This window comes from Streptomyces kunmingensis (assembly GCF_039533535.1).
GTDB lineage: Bacteria > Actinomycetota > Actinomycetes > Streptomycetales > Streptomycetaceae > Streptomyces > Streptomyces kunmingensis.
The window spans coordinates 291,068-309,910 of the sequence record NZ_BAAATS010000002.1 but is presented as its reverse complement, the minus strand read 5'-3'; the positions used below and the strand labels follow the sequence as shown (position 1 = coordinate 309,910).

General features: G+C 70.0%; 17 protein-coding genes and 1 pseudogene. 15 read left to right on the top strand and 3 right to left on the bottom strand.

Translation table 11 applies throughout. The features are described 5' to 3' along the window. Positions 1-182: 182 nt before the first annotated feature. The 8 genes and pseudogenes from ABD366_RS03490 (at position 183) to ABD366_RS03460 (ending at position 9,551) form a co-directional block, all read left to right on the top strand. A complete protein-coding gene (locus ABD366_RS03490) occupies positions 183-1,076 on the top strand; it encodes a menaquinone biosynthetic enzyme MqnA/MqnD family protein (protein WP_411293893.1) in 894 nt (297 codons plus the stop codon). 202 nt (positions 1,077-1,278) lie between these two features. After that, entirely contained in the window at positions 1,279-3,087 is a 1,809-nt protein-coding gene (locus ABD366_RS03485) for a serine/threonine-protein kinase (protein ID WP_324776304.1), read from the top strand. A gap of 208 nt (positions 3,088-3,295) precedes the next feature. Then, complete coding sequence (locus ABD366_RS03480) at positions 3,296-4,012, top strand: A24 family peptidase (protein WP_324776306.1); 717 nt, start codon at positions 3,296-3,298, stop codon at positions 4,010-4,012. A gap of 58 nt (positions 4,013-4,070) precedes the next feature. Further along, entirely contained in the window at positions 4,071-5,279 is a 1,209-nt protein-coding gene (mqnC, locus tag ABD366_RS03475) for a cyclic dehypoxanthinyl futalosine synthase (protein WP_324776308.1), read from the top strand. Positions 5,280-5,293: 14 nt separating this feature from the next. After that, complete coding sequence (locus ABD366_RS03470; protein ID WP_324776310.1) at positions 5,294-5,884, top strand: imidazolonepropionase-like domain-containing protein; 591 nt, start codon at positions 5,294-5,296, stop codon at positions 5,882-5,884. Between the two features lie 329 nt (positions 5,885-6,213). After that, positions 6,214-6,903 (top strand): demethylmenaquinone methyltransferase, encoded by a 690-nt coding sequence (locus ABD366_RS03465; RefSeq protein WP_324776312.1) that lies wholly within the window; start codon positions 6,214-6,216, stop codon positions 6,901-6,903. Between the two features lie 125 nt (positions 6,904-7,028). After that, positions 7,029-7,097 (top strand): annotated as a pseudogene (locus tag ABD366_RS43425) (zinc-ribbon domain-containing protein); the annotation flags it as partial. A gap of 93 nt (positions 7,098-7,190) precedes the next feature. Further along, the gene (locus ABD366_RS03460; protein WP_324776315.1) at positions 7,191-9,551 is read left to right on the top strand and encodes a hypothetical protein; all 2,361 of its coding nucleotides are present in this window, start codon (positions 7,191-7,193) and stop codon (positions 9,549-9,551) included. 29 nt (positions 9,552-9,580) lie between these two features. Here the strand turns inward: ABD366_RS03460 and ABD366_RS03455 are convergent, their stop codons facing one another. Beyond that, positions 9,581-9,952, bottom strand: coding sequence for a PASTA domain-containing protein (locus ABD366_RS03455; protein ID WP_411293894.1), 372 nt, complete (start codon positions 9,950-9,952; stop codon positions 9,581-9,583). A gap of 110 nt (positions 9,953-10,062) precedes the next feature. Further along, positions 10,063-10,566 (bottom strand): GNAT family N-acetyltransferase, encoded by a 504-nt coding sequence (locus tag ABD366_RS03450; RefSeq protein WP_324776319.1) that lies wholly within the window; start codon positions 10,564-10,566, stop codon positions 10,063-10,065. Positions 10,567-10,663: 97 nt separating this feature from the next. On the opposite strand from ABD366_RS03450, the gene ABD366_RS03445 reads away from it, so the two are divergent. From ABD366_RS03445 to ABD366_RS03435, 3 genes are all read left to right on the top strand, one after another. Next, on the top strand, positions 10,664-11,956 hold the full coding sequence (locus ABD366_RS03445; RefSeq protein ID WP_324776321.1) for a geranylgeranyl reductase family protein: 1,293 nt from the start codon (positions 10,664-10,666) through the stop codon (positions 11,954-11,956). A 48-nt stretch (positions 11,957-12,004) separates the two neighbouring features. Further along, positions 12,005-12,331, top strand: a complete 327-nt coding sequence (locus ABD366_RS03440; RefSeq protein WP_324776325.1) for a putative quinol monooxygenase — start codon at positions 12,005-12,007, stop codon at positions 12,329-12,331. Positions 12,332-12,512: 181 nt separating this feature from the next. Further along, the gene (locus ABD366_RS03435) at positions 12,513-14,171 is read left to right on the top strand and encodes a hypothetical protein (protein ID WP_324776332.1); all 1,659 of its coding nucleotides are present in this window, start codon (positions 12,513-12,515) and stop codon (positions 14,169-14,171) included. A gap of 130 nt (positions 14,172-14,301) precedes the next feature. Here the strand turns inward: ABD366_RS03435 and ABD366_RS03430 are convergent, their stop codons facing one another. Further along, entirely contained in the window at positions 14,302-15,111 is an 810-nt protein-coding gene (locus ABD366_RS03430) for a C40 family peptidase (RefSeq protein ID WP_324776334.1), read from the bottom strand. Between the two features lie 683 nt (positions 15,112-15,794). Here ABD366_RS03430 and ABD366_RS03425 point away from each other — a divergent pair. Genes ABD366_RS03425 through ABD366_RS03410 form a run of 4 tightly spaced genes read left to right on the top strand, consistent with a single transcriptional unit; the run spans position 15,795 to position 18,802 of the window. Further along, the gene (locus ABD366_RS03425) at positions 15,795-16,154 is read left to right on the top strand and encodes an NADH-quinone oxidoreductase subunit A (RefSeq protein ID WP_324776336.1); all 360 of its coding nucleotides are present in this window, start codon (positions 15,795-15,797) and stop codon (positions 16,152-16,154) included. 34 nt (positions 16,155-16,188) lie between these two features. Further along, positions 16,189-16,743 (top strand): NuoB/complex I 20 kDa subunit family protein, encoded by a 555-nt coding sequence (locus ABD366_RS03420; RefSeq protein WP_006133126.1) that lies wholly within the window; start codon positions 16,189-16,191, stop codon positions 16,741-16,743. Beyond that, the gene (locus ABD366_RS03415; RefSeq protein WP_324776339.1) at positions 16,740-17,480 is read left to right on the top strand and encodes an NADH-quinone oxidoreductase subunit C; all 741 of its coding nucleotides are present in this window, start codon (positions 16,740-16,742) and stop codon (positions 17,478-17,480) included. The genes ABD366_RS03420 and ABD366_RS03415 overlap by 4 nt, the downstream gene beginning before the upstream one ends. Continuing rightward, positions 17,480-18,802 (top strand): NADH-quinone oxidoreductase subunit D, encoded by a 1,323-nt coding sequence (locus ABD366_RS03410; RefSeq protein WP_324776341.1) that lies wholly within the window; start codon positions 17,480-17,482, stop codon positions 18,800-18,802. The genes ABD366_RS03415 and ABD366_RS03410 overlap by 1 nt, the downstream gene beginning before the upstream one ends. Positions 18,803-18,843: the final 41 nt, after the last annotated feature.

The following is an 18,843-nucleotide window of genomic DNA, read 5'->3' as shown; positions in this document are numbered from 1 at the left end:
CCTGCGGTTACATGCTCCGCAGGCTCTGTACTGCAAGGGAAACCAAACTGCAACTTGCGGCGAGCTTAGCACGCAGGCAGCGGAAAGCAATAGGGGGCAAGATCACGTCACCCGGAGGTTTGACGGAGGCCCGAAGCGGGTTGACCGGCGGGGTGCGCAACCCGGAGCATGCACCGTACCTCATGGGGTCTAGCCTCACCGATGTGGACAATTCTCCCGAGACTCCTCAGGCGGCGCGGCGTACCCGTCCGCGCGTCGGCCACATCCAGTTCCTGAACTGCATGCCCCTGTACTGGGGCCTCGCCAGGACGGGATCGCTCCTCGACTTCGAGCTCACGAAGGACACCCCGGAGAAGCTCAGCGAGCGACTGGTCCAGGGTGACCTGGACATCGGCCCGATCACCCTTGTCGAATTCCTGAAGGCGGCGGACCAGCTGGTCGCGTTCCCGGACCTGGCGGTCGGCTGCGACGGCCCGGTGATGTCGTGCGTGATCGTGTCGCAGGTGCCGCTGGACCAGCTCGACGGACGGCGCGTGGCGCTCGGCTCCACGTCGCGTACGTCCGTCAGGCTGGCGCAGTTGCTGCTCGAGGAGCGTGTCGGCGTACGGCCGGAGTACTACACGTGCCCGCCGGATCTGGGCCTGATGATGCAGGACGCGGAGGCGGCGGTGCTCATCGGGGACGCGGCGCTGCGGGCGAATCTGCATGATGCTCCGCGGCTCGGGTTGCAGGTGCACGACCTGGGTGCCATGTGGAAGGAGTGGACGGGGCTGCCGTTCGTCTTCGCGGTGTGGGCGGCGCGCAAGGAGTACGTGGCGCGGGAGCCGGCGATCACGCGGCAGGTGCACGAGGCGTTCCTGACGTCGAGGGACGTGTCGCTGGAGGAGGTCACCAAGGTGGCCGAGCAGGCGGCGCGCTGGGAGGTCTTCGACGAGACCGTTCTGGAGGAGTACTTCACGACGCTCGACTTCCGGTTCGGGCCGGCGCAGCTGGAAGGCGTCACGGAGTTCGCGCGTCGGGTCGGTCCGACGACGGGCTTTCCCGCGGACGTGACGGTGGAACTGCTCTCCCGCTGACATTTTGCCGGACTCGCGCGGAATTCGGCGGGGGTGCGTCACGGAATTCAGTTGAACGCCGGGGTTGAACGCCGGGACGGAATTGGGCGGGGCCGGTATGAAATCAACGTGAACACACGGCATTCGTGCCACGGGACTACGCTGCTGAGGCACACGCGCAGTTCTGGCGTACTGGGGGAGAGTCCGGGGGAGGGTTCACGGGATGCAGCCGCTGGAGGCCGACGATCCGACGACGCTGGGTCCTTACCGGCTTCTCGGCAGGCTCGGGCACGGCGGCATGGGCCGGGTGTATCTGGGCCGCAGCGCCGGCGGGCGGACCGTGGCCGTGAAGGTGGTGCACCCGCACTTCGCGCTGGACGAGGAGTTCCGGGCGCGGTTCAGGCGTGAGGTGGACGCGGCGCGGCGGGTCGGCGGGGCGTGGACCGCGCCGGTGCTCGACGCGGACCCCGGGGCGCGGGTGCCGTGGGTGGCGACGGGTTATGTGGCGGGCCCTTCCCTGGCCCAGGCGGCGGGCCCCGCGACGGGCCCGGACACCGATACGAGTACGGGTACGGGATTCAGCCCCGCCGGCGCCAGGACGCTCCCCCCACATTCCGTACGGGTCCTGGGCGCGGGCCTGGCGGAGGCGCTGGCGGCGGTGCACGGGCTGGGCCTTGTGCACCGGGACGTGAAGCCCTCCAACGTGCTGCTGACGGTGGACGGGCCGCGGCTCATCGACTTCGGCATCGCCCGGGCGACCGACAACACGGCGTCGCTGACGTCGACCGGGGTCTCCATCGGCTCGCCCGGTTATATGGCGCCCGAGCAGATCCTGGGCAAGGGCGTGACCGGTGCGGCGGACGTGTTCTCACTGGGTGCGGTCCTGGTGTACGCGGCGACGGGCGCGTCCCCGTTCCCTGGTGACTCGTCCGCGGCGCTGCTCTACAAGGTCGTACACGAGGAGCCCGAACTGGGCGCGCTGACCGGCGACTTGCGTGAGGTGGCCGCGGCCTGCCTGGCCAAGGAGGTGGCGGCGCGGCCCACGCCGGAGGAGATCGCGAGGAGGCTCGCGCCGGAGGGGGCGGCGCGGCTGGTGGCGGCGGGCTGGCTGCCCAGGGCGCTGGTGGAGCAGGTGTCGCGCAGTGCGGTGCAGCTCCTGGACCTGGAGGGCGCTCCGGCGGCGCCGTTGTCGGGCCCGGTCGGGTTCACGAACCCTTCGATGACCGGGGGCCATGCGCCGGCAGGAGTCTTCGGCCCACCGGACCCCGCGTACGGGACGCCGCCCCACAACACACCAGCACCAGAACCGGTACCGCACCCCGAACCGAGTCCGGTACCGCGCCAGCGCCCCGAACCGGTACCGGAACCGAATCCGAAACCCGGCCCGGTACCGGACCTCGAAGACGCCACCCCGGGCCGCTTCTCCGTCTCCGTGTCGGCGACGTCGACGCCCACGTCCCCCGACGGCCGGGGCCGCAGGCTGAGCTGCTCGGTGGCGCTCGCGGTGGCCGGTGCGCTGGCGGCGGTCACGGTGGGCGGGGTGTTCGTGGTGAACATGCTGCCGGACAACAGCAACAGCGGAGGCAAGGGAGCGGGCGCGGACGACACGGCACCCGCCACCTCGGCCCCGCCCATGGATTCGGCCCCACCGTCGGGATCGGCGCAGCCGACGGGGGCGGCGGCCGTGCCGGAGTTCTTCCTCGGCGCGTGGGACGGCCCGGCGGTTCAGGCGGGCATCTCCTTCGGCACGTTCCGGGTCGACCTGAAGCAGGCCGCTGTCGGCAAGCGGGTCGGCACGGTGACGTCGACGGACCCGCTGGGCATCCAGTGCGTGGACGTGCTGACGCTGAGGTCCGCCGACGGCAAGGAGCTGGTGGCCGGGGGCAAGGCGGCGCCGGACAACCCGGGCACCTGCGCGAAGGGCACCCACACGGTGCACCTCACACGCGACGGCGCGGCGTTGAAGTACTCCTCGCAGTATCCGCAGGCGGGCAACCCCACAGCGGACCTGACCCGCGTCCCCAAGGACTGACGTGCCGCCAGGTCTCCTACACGTACTGATGGGCTCGACGGGACTGATGAGCTCGACGGGACTGATGGGTTCGGCAGGTCTGATGGGTTCGACAGGTCTGATGGGTTCGACGGGACTGATGGGTTCGACAGGACCGATGGGTTCGACGGGACCGATGAGTTCGACAGGTCTGATGGGCTCGACAGGACCGATGGGACCAATGGCACCAATGGCATTGCTGGATTCCCCCGCCGTACTGATCACAGTCGCCGCCCTCTGGGGCGCAGCCGCAGGCCTGCTCCTGCCCCGCCCCGCCTACCGCCTCTCCGTGGAGCCGGAGGAGCCGTGGCGCGTGGTGGATCCATCGGGCCGGCCGATCCGAGGCTGGCTCGGGACCGCACGGTACGGGCCGAGTACGCCGGTCCTCGCGGCCTGCACCGCCCTCGTTTGCGCTCTGCTCGCCGCGGCCACCGGCACCCGCCCCGAACTCGGCGCCTGGCTGCTGCTCGCGCCGCTCGGCGTGCTGCTCTCCACGGTCGACTTCGCCGTGCACCGGCTGCCCGACGTACTGACGCTGCCGATGGCGGCTCTCGCGCTGCTTGCGCTGGGCGCGGCCGCCGCGCTGCCCGAGCCCGGCGGCTCCTGGCGCGGCGCGCTGCTCGGCGCCGCGGGCCTGGGCGGCGGCTACCTGTTGCTGCTCCTCATCTACCCGAAGGGGATGGGGTTCGGGGACGTGAAGCTGGCGCTCGGGCTCGGGGCGGCGCTCGGCTGGTACGGGTGGGGTGTGCTGTTCCTCGGGGCGTTCGCGGGGGTGCTGTTCAACGGTCTGTACGCCGGGGTCCTGATCGTGTTCCGGCGAGCAGGCCGCAGGTCGGAGGTGCCGTTCGGCCCTTTCATGATCGTGGGGGCCTGCGTGGGGGTTCTGCTGGGTGCTCTGGCGGCCTGACGTACGCTGAGACGGTCCGCCCTGATTTTGTTCAGAACCTCCGAAAGGGGCACGCCCGGTGACCGAGAAGGCCGCGCAGCAGTCCACCCTCGCCGTCCTCGACCGTGCCGCCGCCGGTGGGCGCATCACCCCCGAAGAGGCCGTCGAGCTCTACCGTGACGCCCCGCTGCACGCGCTGGGCGCCGCCGCCGACGCGATCCGCCGCCGTAAGTACGCGGGGATCGAACACATCGCGACGTACATCATCGAGCGGAACATCAACTACACGAACGTGTGCGTCACGGCGTGCAAGTTCTGTGCCTTCTACGCGGCCCCGAAGGACACCAAGAAGGGCTGGACCCGGGAGCTCGACGACATCCTGCGCCGCTGCGCGGAGACGGTCGAGCTGGGCGGCACGCAGATCATGTTCCAGGGCGGGCACCACCCGGACTACGGCGTCGAGTACTACGAGAAGCACTTCGCGGCGATCAAGAAGGACTTCCCGCAGCTCGTCATCCACAGCCTGGGCGCGTCCGAGGTCGAGCACATGGCGCGGATCTCCAAGGTGTCGGTGGAGGAGGCGATCCAGCGCATCCACGCCGCCGGGCTCGACTCGTTCGCCGGGGCCGGCGCCGAGCTGCTCCCCGAGCGCCCGCGCAAGGCCATCGCCCCGCTGAAGGAGTCCGGCGAGCGCTGGCTGGAGATCATGGAAGCGGCCCACAACCTGGGCGTCGAATCCACCTCCACCATGCTGATGGGCACCGGCGAGACGAACGCGGAGCGCATCGAGCACCTGCGCATGATCCGCGACGTACAGGACCGCACGGGCGGCTTCCGCGCCTTCATCCCGTACACGTACCAGCCGGAGAACAACCACCTCAAGGGCCGTACGCAGGCGACGCTCTTCGAGTACCTGCGCATGATCGCGATCGCCCGGATCTTCCTCGACAACGTCCAGCACATCCAGGGTTCCTGGCTGACGACGGGCAAGGAGGTCGGTCAGCTGTCCCTGCACTACGGCGCCGACGACCTCGGCTCGATCATGCTGGAGGAGAACGTGGTCTCCTCGGCCGGTGCCAAGCACCGCTCCAACCGTATGGAGATCATCGAGCTGATCCGCAAGGCGGGCCGCGTCCCGGCGCAGCGCGCCACCACGTACGAGCACCTCGTCGTGCACGACGACCCGGCGAACGACCCGGTCGACGAGCGCGTCATGTCGCACATCTCGTCCACCGCGATCGACGGCGGTACGGCGCACCCCGAGCTGAAGCTCGTGGCGACCAACTAGGACACACCTCCTCCGTGCTGACACTTCACGCCACCGCCGAGACGTCCGTCCTCGTGGACGGGGAGCACGTCAAGGCGCTCGGCCCGTACGAGGAACTGGCCGCCGCCCACCCGGACGCACGGGTGCGGCGCTGGCCCGGCATCCTCACGCCCGGGCTGCTCAACCCGTACGGTCCGGAGATCCTGGAGCACACGTACCACCCCGATCCGCGTGAGGCCGACACGTACGGCACGGTGCCGATCGGCGGGGAGCGGGCGCGGGAGATCTTCCGGGCGGATCCGTCCCGGCTCGGGGCGAGTGCCCGGCGCGGGGTGCAGCGGCTGTTCGCGCACGGGACGGTGGCCCTGGCCGGGGAGTTGCGGGCCAAGCCGGTCATCGAGGTGGCGCAGCGGTCCGGGCTGGTCTTCGCGGCGCGCCCCGACGGGCTGCCCGGGCCGGTCTCCCTCTCCCCGAAGCCGCTGGTGCTCCTGCCCGGCCTCGCGGTGGGCCGTCCGGCCCGGTTCGCGGTGTTCGATGTCGCGGATCGCGCGGAGCTTGTTGCGCGGGGGGCGGGTACCTGCGTGGCGACGGTGATCGGCGGCCGGCTCGTGTACCGGGGTCGCTGAGCGCGGGCCGAGGGGTGTGACCCGGTCCCCGTCCGCGGGTGCGTCGTGGTTGCTCGCGCAGTTCCCCGCGCCCCTGGAAGCGAGCTCCGCCCGCCCGGGGAGGGCGCGGCGAAGCCGCAGGCACTCAGGGGCGCGGGGAACGGCGCGACCAGCCACGACGTGACCCGCACTCGACAGTGCGACCGCACCGGGCAGACGCAGTCGTGCTCGGCAGGGGCGCGGGGAACGGCGCGAGCAACCACGACGCGACCGGCACCGACAGCGCGACCCCGCCCGGCAGACGGATCCCGGTCACCCGGCGAGGGACCCCGTACTGCCACAATGGTCAAGTGACCCGCGCATCCCTGGACAAGCAGCCGCACGAAGTCGCTTCGATGTTCGACGACGTGGCGGAGAAGTACGACCTCACCAATGACGTGCTGTCCCTGGGACAGGCCAGGCTGTGGCGCAAGGAGGTCGCGAAGGCGGTCGGCGCGCGCCCGGCGCAGAAGATCCTCGACCTGGCCGCCGGGACGGCCACGTCCTCGCAGCCGTTCGTGCGGGCCGGCGCGTACGTCGTGCCCTGTGACTTCTCGCTCGGCATGCTCCGGGTCGGCAAGCAGCGCCATCCGTGGATGCCGTTCACCGCGGGTGACGGTATGCGGCTGCCGTTCAGGGACGACACGTTCGACGCGGTGACGATCTCCTTCGGGCTGCGCAACATCCAGGACACCGACCTGGCGCTGCGCGAGCTGTACCGGGTCACCAAGCCCGGCGGCCGCGTCGTCATCTGCGAGTTCAGTCACCCCACCTGGGCCCCGTTCCGCACGGTCTACACCGAGTACCTGATGCGGGCCCTGCCGCCGGTCGCGCGCGCCGTCTCCTCGAACCCGGACGCGTACGTCTATCTCGCCGAGTCGATCCGTACCTGGCCGACGCAGCCGGAGCTGGCGGCCCGTCTCCAGGGCGCCGGGTGGTCCAAGGTGGCCTGGCGCGACCTCACCGGCGGCATCGTCGCGTTGCACCGCGGTATCAAGTAAGTCGCGTTCCAGGCAATGCAGTTGACGGGAACCGCGCCGCGGGAAAGATGAGTCCGTTGATTACGTGGTGACGCCCGGTGACGGTGTGTCACCCGGCTGTCCCCGGATCATCACGGAGCATCCCGATGCCGTCGTTCTGCCCGCACTGTGGAGCCGAGGCTCCTGAAGAGGCCCGCTTCTGCATGAGATGTGGGCGGGAACGGTCTCCGGCCGCACCCCCGCCCACACCACCCAGCGCACCACCTGGCGTTCCGCCCAGCGCCCCGCCCGTTCCCGCCTACGCCCCGGTGCCCGCTCAGCCCTCGGCCGTCGGGCAGTTCTTCGGGCGTGCGCTGCGCGGCGACTGGGCCGGGGCGGCGCAGGCCGCGCTGTGGCCGGTCGGCCTGCTGCTGATCGCGGCGTTCGCCTTCGCCGTCCCCTCGTACGGGCAGGGTTCCGACGACGTCGTCGTCGGGTTCGCGGACCGGATGCGCATCGCGCTGGCCGTGCTGCTCCAGGGCCTCGGCGGCAGCCTGGAGATCTCCGGGGGCGGCTCCGGCGACTCCCTCTACGACAGCGGCTACGACTCCGGCTCCTCCGGCACCGCGTCGCTCTCCGTGATCCCGCTGCTGGTCACGGTGGTGTGGATCGTGGCGCTCGTCATCGGCGTACGGATGCTGCGCACGCGCCTGTACGCGCGGACGGCCCCCGGCACACCGGTCGGCACACCGGTCGGCACACCGGTCGGCACTCAGGCCGGGTCGGCGGGTGCGAGCGCGGGACTCGAAGCGGCCGTGCGTGTCGCTCTGTTGGTGACCGGCGCGACGCTGGTGCTCGGGCTGATCGGGCAGCCCGGGATCCAGGGCGTGGAGCTGTCCACGGCGCCGTTCCTGACCGCGCTGTGGACGCTGCTGCTCTCGCTCGTGGTGGCCGGGGGAGTGCTGCACGGCGATGACCTGAAGTACCGGGTGGCGGCGGCCCGCCCGGGCCTGCGCATGCTGGTGCGGGCCTTCGGTACGGCCGTGCGCGCCATGGGATGGGTGCTGCTGATCGCCGCGGCCCTCGGCTGGACCGGGCTCGCGATCTTCGGTGAGGACGGCGGCTCGAGCCCGTCCGACCTCGCGGACTCCTCCGAATTCGACGGTTCGGCCGCGGCGGCGCTCGGCACCGTCCTGATGCTGCTGCCCAACCTCGCCCTCGCCGTGCTCGGCCTGTGCTGGGGCGCGCCGCTGGAGGCCGAGGGGCGCGGCTCGTCGTCGTTCGGCGGCGGCTACGACAAGGAGTCGTTCGGCCTGTCCCGGCTCGGCGACGAACTCGGCTCGGGTGCGCTGGTCTACGCCCTCGCCGTCGGGCTGATCTGCGCCCTGGTCGTGGGCGTGCTGGCGGCCCGGCGCTCGCTCGACCGGCGCGAGCAATTCCTGTCCGCGGGACTCTTCTTCGGCTTGTTCCTGCTGCTCGCCGGGGTCGGCGGCCTGGGCGTGCGGTTCGCGGGGGACCTCGACTTCTTCGGCAGCGGGTCGGGCCGGTTCGAGTTGGGTCTGAGCGTGCCGGACGCGCTGCTGTTCGGGCTGCTGTGGATCGGCGGCGCCGCGTTCCTCGCGCCGTATCTGATGCAGATGGCCGGGGTCGGCACGGCGATCGTCCCGGCCCCGCTCCCGGCCATGCCCGGCCAGGCTCCGGTCTTCGCCCCGGGGCCGCCGCCCGGCCAGGCCCCGACGTTCACCCCGGGCCGGCCGCGCGGCCAACCACCCACGCCCACCCAGGGCGGCTCGTCGCCCGCGCTGCCCGGCCAGGACCCGGCAGCGCACACGCCGGAGCACACGCCGACCCCACCGGCGTACACACCAGAACACACGCCGGTCCCGGCGCCGTACACCCCAGGGCACCCCCAGGACCCGTACGCCCCGGGCACCTTCCAGCTCGCCCCGCCGCCCGCCGCGGGCCCGTCACGGAAGCGGCGCGTCGGCGTCTGGGTCGGCACCATCGTCGGCGCGTTCGTCATCGGCGGCGGCGCGGCGGCCGGGGTCCTGCTGCTCCAGGACGACGGCGGCAAGAAGGACACCGACGACGGCAAGCCGGGTACGAGCCGGACCGAGGGGCAGAGTCCGTCCACCTCACCGACGCCGACCCCGACAGCGTCACCGTCCGCGATGGAGTCGCCGTCCCCGGCGATCGGCGGCAACACCGCCGCGCCCACCGACATGCCGGAGGTGCCCGACGGGTACCACCAGGTCTTCGACGACCAGGGTTTCTCGTTCGTCATCCCGGACGCCTGGGACCGCACCGGCGTCGCGAACGGCAGCCAGATCACCTATGCGGGCAGCACCGGCGTGGAGAAGTACGTCGTCGGCGTCATCCCGGACGCGGACTACACGTCGCACGACAACCTCCTCGCCATGGAGAAGCACCTCAAGGAGGACAAGAAGAAGACGAACTACGAGCGCATCCTCCTGGACACGAACACGTTCCAGGGCGAGCCCGGTGCCATCTGGGAGTACACGTACGAGGACGAGGGCGGGCAGACCGTCCACGGCATCGACCAGTCGTACATCGCCGCCGACGGCACCGAGTACACGATCTTCCTGACGGGTCAGGAGGACGCCTGGTCCGAGCTGGCCGGCACCTACCGGATCGGCCTCGACTCCTGGCGCCTCACGGACACGGACTGAACGGACCGGGCCGGACACGGACCGGACGACTACGGGCTGAACGGACACGGGCTGAACGGCTCGGCCGGTTCGTCCAGTTCGCGGCGGATGCCACCGCCCCGCGGGCCCGGCTCGCGGGGCACGCGCACGCCCGCGCCCCCTCCGCCGCCCTCGTCCTCGCCGAGGTCGAACCAGATCGTGACCGCCGCGTCCCGGGGCACCTCGGCGCCGGGCGGCGGGTACTGGCGCACCACGTGGTCGACGGTCGGCAGCGGGTGGTCGGGCCGGTCGGGGGTCGTGAGTCGCACGCCGTGCGTCTCGGCCGTGTCGCGCGCGTCCACCGCCATCAGACCGACCAGTTTCGGAACCCGGACTTCCGGCAGGCCTTCGGCGTACTCGGGGTTCTCGGGTGGTATGTGCACGGACGTCACCCCCAGGAGGTACCGGAAGGGTAGCCCCGCGGGGCGCGGCGCGAAACGCCCCGACGCGGGCCACCGCCCCCACCACTCGAGCCGGAAGCCGTCCGCCGCCCCTACAACTCCAGTCTGAAGCAGTGCCCTTGGCGCCCGGACGGTGTCACGAACGTCTCCGTGCGCTCCATGCCGAGGCGCCGCGTCACCGCGATCGAGCGTTCGTTGAGCGCGTCGACCATCGCGACGACGCTGGTGATGCCCGCCTCCCGGACTCGCTCCAGGGTCGCGCGGGCGGCGGCCGTGGCGTACCCCTGGCCCCAGTGCGCGCGGCCGAGCCGCCAGCCGATCTCGATCTCGCCGGTCGGGCCCCACGGGCGGTCCCACGGCTGCGCGCCGGTGAACCCGATGACCTGGCGGTCCCCGTCGGTCATCGTCCACAGGCAGAAGCCGCGCTCGGCGTCGTGCCGGCGCTGGCGCGCGGTCAGTTCCTCGTACACGGACAGCTCGGCCGAGGCACCCCCGTGGAACTCCATGACGTCGGGGTCGTCGAAGACCCGGTGCCAGGCGAAGGCGTCCTCGTGGGTGGGGACGCGCAGATCCACGGCGGGCAGGACTCGACTCATGGGCTGGCCCTTCGGCTGGGTGATCGGTACCGCTGAATAGACTGCCCATGTCCGTGCCGCACGGCACACTCTTTTCGAGCCTTGGGGAGAACCCGCAGTGACCGAACCCAAGACCCTCTCCGAGTACAGCGCAGACGTGATCGTCGTCGGAGCCGGTCCTGCCGGTTCGACGACCGCCTACTACCTCGCGAAGGCGGGGCTCGACGTCCTGCTCCTGGAGAAGACCGCGTTCCCGCGCGAGAAGGTCTGCGGTGACGGTCTGACGCCCCGCGCCACGAAGCAGCTCGTCTCCATGGGCATCGACATCTCCGAAGAGGCGGGCTGGCTGCGCAACAAGGGCCTGCGCATCATCGGCGGCGGTGTCCGTCTCCAGCTGGACTGGCCGGATCTGGCCAGCTACCCGGACTACGGCCTGGTCCGCAAGCGCGACGACTTCGACGAGCAGCTCGCGCGCCAGGCGCAGAAGGCGGGCGCGCGGCTGTACGAGCGGTGCAATGTCGGCGCGCCGATCGTCGACGACCGCACCGGCCACATCACCGGCGTGCACGCCAAGCTCGGCGAGGAGAAGACCGAGGTCACCTTCCACGCCCCGCTCGTCGTCGCGGCCGACGGCAACTCGACGCGGCTCTCCCTCGCCATGGGCCTGCACCGGCGCGAGGACCGTCCGATGGGTGTCGCGGTGCGTACGTACTTCACCTCGCCCCGCCACGACGACGACTACCTGGAGTCCTGGCTGGAGCTGTGGGACCGGCGCGGCCCCGGCGAGGACCGCCTGCTTCCCGGCTACGGCTGGATCTTCGGCATGGGCGACGGTACGTCGAACGTGGGCCTCGGCATCCTCAACTCCTCGAAGGCGTTCAAGGAGCTGGACTGGCGCGAGGTCCTCAAGGCCTGGTGCGCGTCGATGCCGGCGGACTGGGGCTACACGCCGGAGAACATGACGATGCCGATCCGCGGCGCCGCCCTGCCGATGGCCTTCAACCGGCAGCCGCACTACACCAAGGGGCTGCTCCTGGTCGGTGACGCGGGCGGTCTGGTCAACCCGTTCAACGGCGAGGGCATCGCGTACGCCATGGAGTCGGGGCAGATCGCCGCCGACGTCATCGTGCAGGCCCATGCGCGCGCCACCCCCGCCCAGCGCGAACTGGCGCTGCAGAACTACCCGAAGATCCTCAAGGAGACCTACGGGGGTTACTACACGCTGGGCCGCGCCTTCGTGAAGGTGATCGGCAACCCGAAGATCATGAAGATCGCGACGCAGCGCGGCCTTACCCACCCGATCCTGATGAAGTTCACGCTGAAGATGCTGGCGAACCTCACCGACCCGACGGGCGGCGACGCCATGGACCGCATCATCAACGGCCTGAGCAAGGTCGCGCCGAAGGCCTGACGCCTTCCCGACTTGGCCGGTATGGGGGGATCGGGGCAGGGTGGAGCCATGATTTTCATCGCCGTGAAGTTCACCGCCCGCCCCGAGCACGCCGATACCTGGCTGAAGAAGACCGCCGCGTTCACCGAGGCGACCCGCGCCGAGGAGGGCAACCTCTTCTTCGACTGGTCGCGCAGTGTCGACAACCCGAACCAGTTCGTCCTCCTGGAGGGCTTCCGCGACGGTGACGCGGGCGCCGTGCACGTCGCCTCCGACCACTTCAAGGCCGGACTCGAGGCCATGGCCCCGCTCATCGCCTCCACCCCCGAGATCATCAACGCCGACATCCCGAACGAGGGCTGGGGCGCGATGGGGGAGCTGGCCCCGCAGGACTGAGCCCGACTGCCTTGTATCGGCGCCCACTTCGAGAAGTGGGCGTCGATGTGTGCGCGTGAGACCTGTGATGATCCTGTGACGCGTCCGAGGGCAACGTTCGGCCCGGGTGCGTAGTCGGAGGGGGTGTGCCGTGAACCGGCACACCCCCTCCGACTACGAGAGAGCGTTGATGAGACGTCAGATGCGCAGCTCCGCCTTCCGAGCGGCCCTCGGGCTCGCCGCGGCCGTGGCACTGTCCGGCGGCGGGCTCGCGGCCGCCGCGCCCGCCCTCGCCGCCGACGACGCCCCGCTGACGGTGGCGATCACCGGCGAGAACCGCGTCGATCTGTCCCTGCAGGGCGACAACGGCGACGCGACCGAGCCCCAGGTCACCCTGCGGCTCGCGGCGCCGGGCAGCGACGAGCCGGGCGACGACGGCGTGATCCCCGTCGTCCACCAGGGCGACTACAAGATCAAGATCGATGCCACCGGGCTCAAGGGCGTCGCCAAGGTGAAGCTGCCCTGCGAGGCGAGCGGTCTGACCGCCGAGTGCGCGGGCTACGAGATCAACGCGGGCGAGGACTACAACCGGCTCGGCGGCATCCGCCTCGACGTCAACAGCGAGAGCGCGGCCGGGGACTTCGGCTCCATCAAGGTCACCGGTGAGGGCGAGGGCGTCGACTTCACCCCGCTGACCACCGACGTGCTGGTCGGCGGCCCGGAGTTCCTCGGTCACAAGCTGGCCGAGCCGAAGGGCTTCAAGGCCGGTGACACGTACGAGGCACCGGTGGGCTTCCGCAACGTGGGCGGCATGGCCGCCGACGGCGCCGTGCTGCGCTTCCACGGCTCGCGCGGGCTGAGCTTCCCGGACAGCTACGGCAACTGCGCGTACAAGGCGACCACCGACGGCCCGCTGCTGCGCCGGGGCACGGACGCGATCTGCACCTTCCCCGGCACCTACGAGGCGGGCAAGGCCTACGCCCTCGCCGAGCCGCTGAAGGTGAAGACGGCCGACTTCGCGCTCTACGACATCGTCAACTACGGCTTCTCCGCGGTCGCCCCCGCCAAGGCGAAGGCGCTTCTCGACGGTGACGGCTACACGCCCGGCACCGGCGCGCCCCTGACGCTGAAGGAGGCCACGGGCACCGCCCCGGCCGACTACACGCGCTACGCCGAACTGGACCTGCCCAGCACCACCACCTACGACCTGGTCCTGACCGGCGCCTCCGCGAAGGGCGCGGCCGGCTCCACGGTGAAGGCGGAGATCGGGTTCCGCAACGACGGCCCGGGCTGGCTCAGCGCGCTGCGCTCCGGCGGCGAGCCGATCGCCTTCACGGTCGAGGTGCCCGAGGGCGCGACGGTCACCAAGGCTGCGGACCGTTGCAACTCCACCACGATCGAGGAGGGTGTGAAGGGCTACCTGTGCTGGGTGTCCACGCCGCTCCTGGAGGACGCCGAGCTGACGTTCCCCTTCGAGCTGCGGATCGACAAGGTCGTGAAGGGCGCCAAGGGCAAGGTGGCGCTGCCGACCTGGGAGAACCCGAACGAGCCTGAGCAGTCCAACAACACCGCCTGGATCGTGCTCAACGGCACCGACGACGGTCAGTCCGCGGGCGGCTCGTCCGACGGAGGCGCCTCCGCGAGCCCGTCGCCGAGCGCGGGCGGCGATACGTCTGGTTCTTCCGGTACGTCCGGTAACTCCGGCTCGTCCGGCGGGGACTCGGGCGACCAGGGCTCCGGTTCGGGCGGCGGACTCGCGCTGACCGGCGCCGGCGGCATGCTGCTCATCGGCGGCATCGCCGTCGTCGTCCTGGGGCTCGGTGCGGCCGTCGTCCTCGTCATGCGCCGCAGGGCCGCCTGACGCCGCGTACACGACACGAGAAGGCCGCCGCGCCCCATCCCGGGGTGCGGCGGCCTTCGCCGTACGTACAGAGGCCCTTTACAGGGCAGAGGCCTTTTGCAGGGCAGAGCCTTTTACAGGGCAGAGCCTTTTACAGGGCGCGGACCGCACCGCTCGCCGGGTAGCCCGACAGGTCCTGGATGACGACGCCCTTGGAGGGGTTGGCGGCGTCCAGGTACTGGCCGTTACCGATGTAGACGCCGACGTGGTACGCCGAGCCCGCGCCGCCCCAGTACAGGATGTCGCCGACCGCGAGGTTGGACAGGGAGACCGAGGTGCCGAAGGTCGACTGCTCCTGGGAGGTGCGCGGCAGGTCCACGCCGGCCTGCTTGAACGCGGCCTGGACGAGGCCGGAGCAGTCCCACGAGTTGGGGCCCGTGCCGCCCATCACGTACGCGTCGCCGACCTGGGCCTGAAGGAAGCCGATGACGGCGCCGACGGAGCCGCTGGCCGGGGCGGCCGCGGTGGTGGTGGCGGTGGACAGCGTCGTGCGCTCGCTGGAGCGGGAGGCGGCCTGCTGGGCGGCTTCGCGCTCGGCCTTCTCCTTGGCGGCGGCCTCGGCCTTCTTCTTGGCCTCCGCCTTCTTCTCGGCGGCGACCTGGTCCTTCTTGGCCTGGTCGGCGGCCTTGGCGAACGCCTCGTCGCGCTCGGCCTGCAGCTGGTAGTTGGCCGCGGCCTGCTGGGTGGCGGCCGCGGACTGGGCCACCTGGGAGGACAGGTCGGTGGTGAGCGTGGGCAGTTCGAGCGTCTGCGTCACGGGCTCGGCAGCGTTCGCCGCACCGGACGCACCAGCCACGGCGAGGGTGCTGAGTACGCCACCGGTGACTCCGGCACGCAGGGCCATCTTCGAGGCGCTGCGGCGGGGCTTCCGGTGGCTGGGTATGTGAGCGGTGTGGGACATGAGTACAACCGCTATCAGGGCTTCACGGTTCCCATCAAGAAACGTGTGGTGCGCCACAGTTGTGAAGCTGCGGCGTGAATCCCGGGCGCGGCGGCCCTTATTGACGCCGTAAAGGGCAATACGGACAGCCTTGATCGAGGCTGTGATCACGCTGTTTTCGCAATTCGTCCGAATTGCCCGACGCCTACCACTCGTTGACACCGTTGGCCAAGCCCGGTTTCCGCAACGATCCATGATGCGTGATGCAGGTCACATGCGACCCCTAGGGGTCGCCCTCGCGTCCACTTCCGTCCACACCTCTCCCTCTGATGTGTGAACGGCATCCATTATCAGCCACTCGCGTCCAGCACCAATTTGCCCGCATGACCCACCTCTTGATAGTGCGACGTGGCTCCCACCAGCGATGACGAGGCAAGTTGTCACCACTGGTGATCACTCAGGCGCTTCGAGTGTGAAGATCACCGCTCATCCGACTTCATGATCCTTCGTCAGGTGGTGGAGATCACAAAGTAGTTGGCGCACCCCGTGTCGCAGATCACAGAGTGGCGGGCATAGTATGCGGGGCAAGTTGGGCTTGTGACCTGCTTCACATGTAAGCGATCTTCGATCGTTTACGGGAGGGGCGGGGGCGCGGGCCCTTGCAAACGCCAGCAGTCAGTGCCGACTGAGAGGAGCGGGGAGCGGTGAACGCGTATGCGCCCATCCTCGTACTGGGAGCCCTCGGGGCAGGCTTTGCGATCTTCTCCGTACTCATGGCCACGCTTATCGGTCCAAAGCGGTACAACAGGGCCAAGCAAGAGGCTTATGAGTGCGGGATCGAGCCGACCCCGACGCCGGCCGGTGGCGGGCGCTTCCCCATCAAGTACTACCTGACGGCGATGCTCTTCATCGTCTTCGACATCGAGATCGTCTTCCTCTACCCCTGGGCCGTCACCTTCGACGCCCTGGGGGTTTTCGGGCTCGTAGAGATGCTGCTCTTCGTGCTCACCGTCTTCGTCGCGTACGCGTACGTATGGCGGCGCGGCGGCCTGGAATGGGACTGAGCCCCGTTTAGGGGAGACCGGGAGCCACAGAGCAATGGGACTCGAAGAAAAGCTGCCGAGCGGATTCCTGCTGACCACCGTCGAGCAGGCCGCGGGCTGGGTGCGCAAGTCGTCCGTCTTTCCCGCCACGTTCGGCCTCGCCTGCTGCGCCATCGAGATGATGACGACGGGCGCGGGCCGCTACGACCTGGCGCGGTTCGGCATGGAGGTGTTCCGCGGATCACCCCGCCAGGCGGACCTGATGATCGTCGCGGGCCGGGTGAGCCAGAAGATGGCGCCCGTCCTGCGCCAGGTCTACGACCAGATGCCCAACCCCAAGTGGGTCATCTCCATGGGGGTCTGCGCCTCGTCCGGCGGCATGTTCAACAACTACGCGATCGTGCAGGGCGTCGACCACGTCGTCCCGGTCGACATCTATCTGCCCGGCTGCCCGCCCCGGCCCGAGATGCTGATGGACGCGATTCTCAAGCTCCATCAGAAGATCCAGTCCTCCAAGCTCGGCGTGAACGCCGAGGAGGCGGCCCGCGAGGCGGAGGAAGCGGCACTCAAGGCGCTTCCGACGATCGAGATGAAGGGGCTGCTGCGGTGAGTGACGCGCAGAACGACGGGGCCAACCCCGAGAAGGACCTCAGTGCCGCCAATCTCCCGGGACAGCGCGGCGACCAGGGCGAGGAGATCCGCGTCCAGCGCGGCATGTTCGGCGCCAACAACGGCGGCGACACCTCCGGCTACGGCGGACTCGTCCGCTCGGTCCGGCTGCCCGGCGAAACCGTTCGCCCCTACGGCGGTTGGTTTGACGAGGTCGCCGACGAGCTGGAGGGCGCCCTGGAAGAGCAGGGCCTCCTCCCCGACAACGCCATCGGCAAGACGGTCGTCGACCGCGGCGAGCTCACCTTCCACATCGAGCGCGAGCACCTGGTCCGCGTCGCCCAGACCCTGCGCGACGACCCGGCCCTGCGCTTCGAGCTCTGCACCGGGGTGAGCGGTGTCCACTACCCGGAGGACAAGGGCCGCGAGCTGCACGCCGTCTACCACCTGCGGTCGCTCACCCACGGCCGGCTGATCCGTCTCGAAGTCTTGATGCCCGACACGGACCCGCACGTCCCGTCCCTGGTCACCGTCTATCCGACCAACGACTGGCACGAGCGCGAGGCGTACGACTTCTTCGGCATCGTCTTCGACGGCCACCCCGCGCTGACGCGGATCATGATGCCGGACGACTGGCAGGGCTTCCCGCAGCGCAAGGACTATCCCCTCGGCGGCATCCCCGTCGAGTACAAGGGCGCCCAGATCCCGGCTCCGGACCAGCGGAGGTCGTACAGCTGATGACCACTCCCCACGCAACCGCGCGCGCCACCACCGAAGGCTCCGTATATACGGTCACCGGCGGCGACTGGGACGAGGTCGTCCAGTCCGCGGTCAAGTCCGACGACGAGCGCATCATCGTCAACATGGGCCCCCAGCACCCGTCCACGCACGGCGTGCTGCGCCTGATCCTGGAGATCGACGGCGAGACGGTCACCGAGGCCCGTTGCGGCATCGGCTATCTGCACACGGGCATCGAGAAGAACCTCGAGTACCGCACGTGGACGCAGGGCACCACGTTCGTGACGCGCATGGACTACCTGACGCCGTTCTTCAACGAGACGGCCTACTGTCTCGCCGTCGAGAAGCTCCTCGGCATCGAGGACGAGATCCCCGACCGGGCGAGCATCATCCGGGTCCTGCTCATGGAGCTGAACCGGATGTCCTCGCACCTGGTCTGCATCGCCACCGGCGGTATGGAACTCGGCGCGACGACGATCATGATCTACGGCTTTCGTGATCGTGAACTCATTCTCGATATCTACGAGTTGATCACCGGCCTGCGCATGAACCACGCGTACATCCGGCCCGGCGGACTCGCCCAGGACCTGCCGCCCGGCGCGGTGGACCAGCTCCGCGAGTTCGTGAAGAAGATGAAGAAGAACCTTCCCGAGTACGACAAGCTCGCCACCGGGAACCCCATCTTCAAGGCCCGTATGCAGGACGTCGGCCACCTCGACCTCGCGGGCTGCATGGCCCTCGGCGCCACCGGACCGATCCTGCGCTCCGCCGGCCTGCCGCACGACCTGCGCAAGACGGACCCGTACTGCGGATACGAGAACTACGACTTCGAGATCCCGACCGCCGACACCTGCGACTCCTACGGCCGCTTCCTGGTCCGCCTGGAGGAGATGCGCCAGTCGCTGCACATCGTCGAGCAGTGCCTGGACCGGCTCGCCCCGGGCCCGGTCATGGTCGGCGACAAGAAGATCGCCTGGCCCGCCCAGCTGGCCCTCGGCCCGGACGGACTCGGTAACTCGCTCGACCACATCAAGAACATCATGGGCACCTCCATGGAGGCCCTCATCCACCACTTCAAGCTGGTGACCGAGGGCTTCCGCGTCCCGCCGGGGCAGGCGTACAGCGCCGTGGAGTCACCCAAGGGCGAGCTGGGCGTGCACGTCGTCTCCGACGGCGGCACCCGCCCCTTCCGGGTCCACTTCCGCGACCCGTCCTTCACCAACCTTCAGGCGATGGCGGCGATGTGCGAGGGCGGCCAGGTCGCCGACGTCATCGTCGCCGTCGCATCCATCGACCCCGTGATGGGAGGCGTCGACCGGTGACCACCGCTTCCACAGATCCTTCTGGGCAGGGCGTCAGCCTG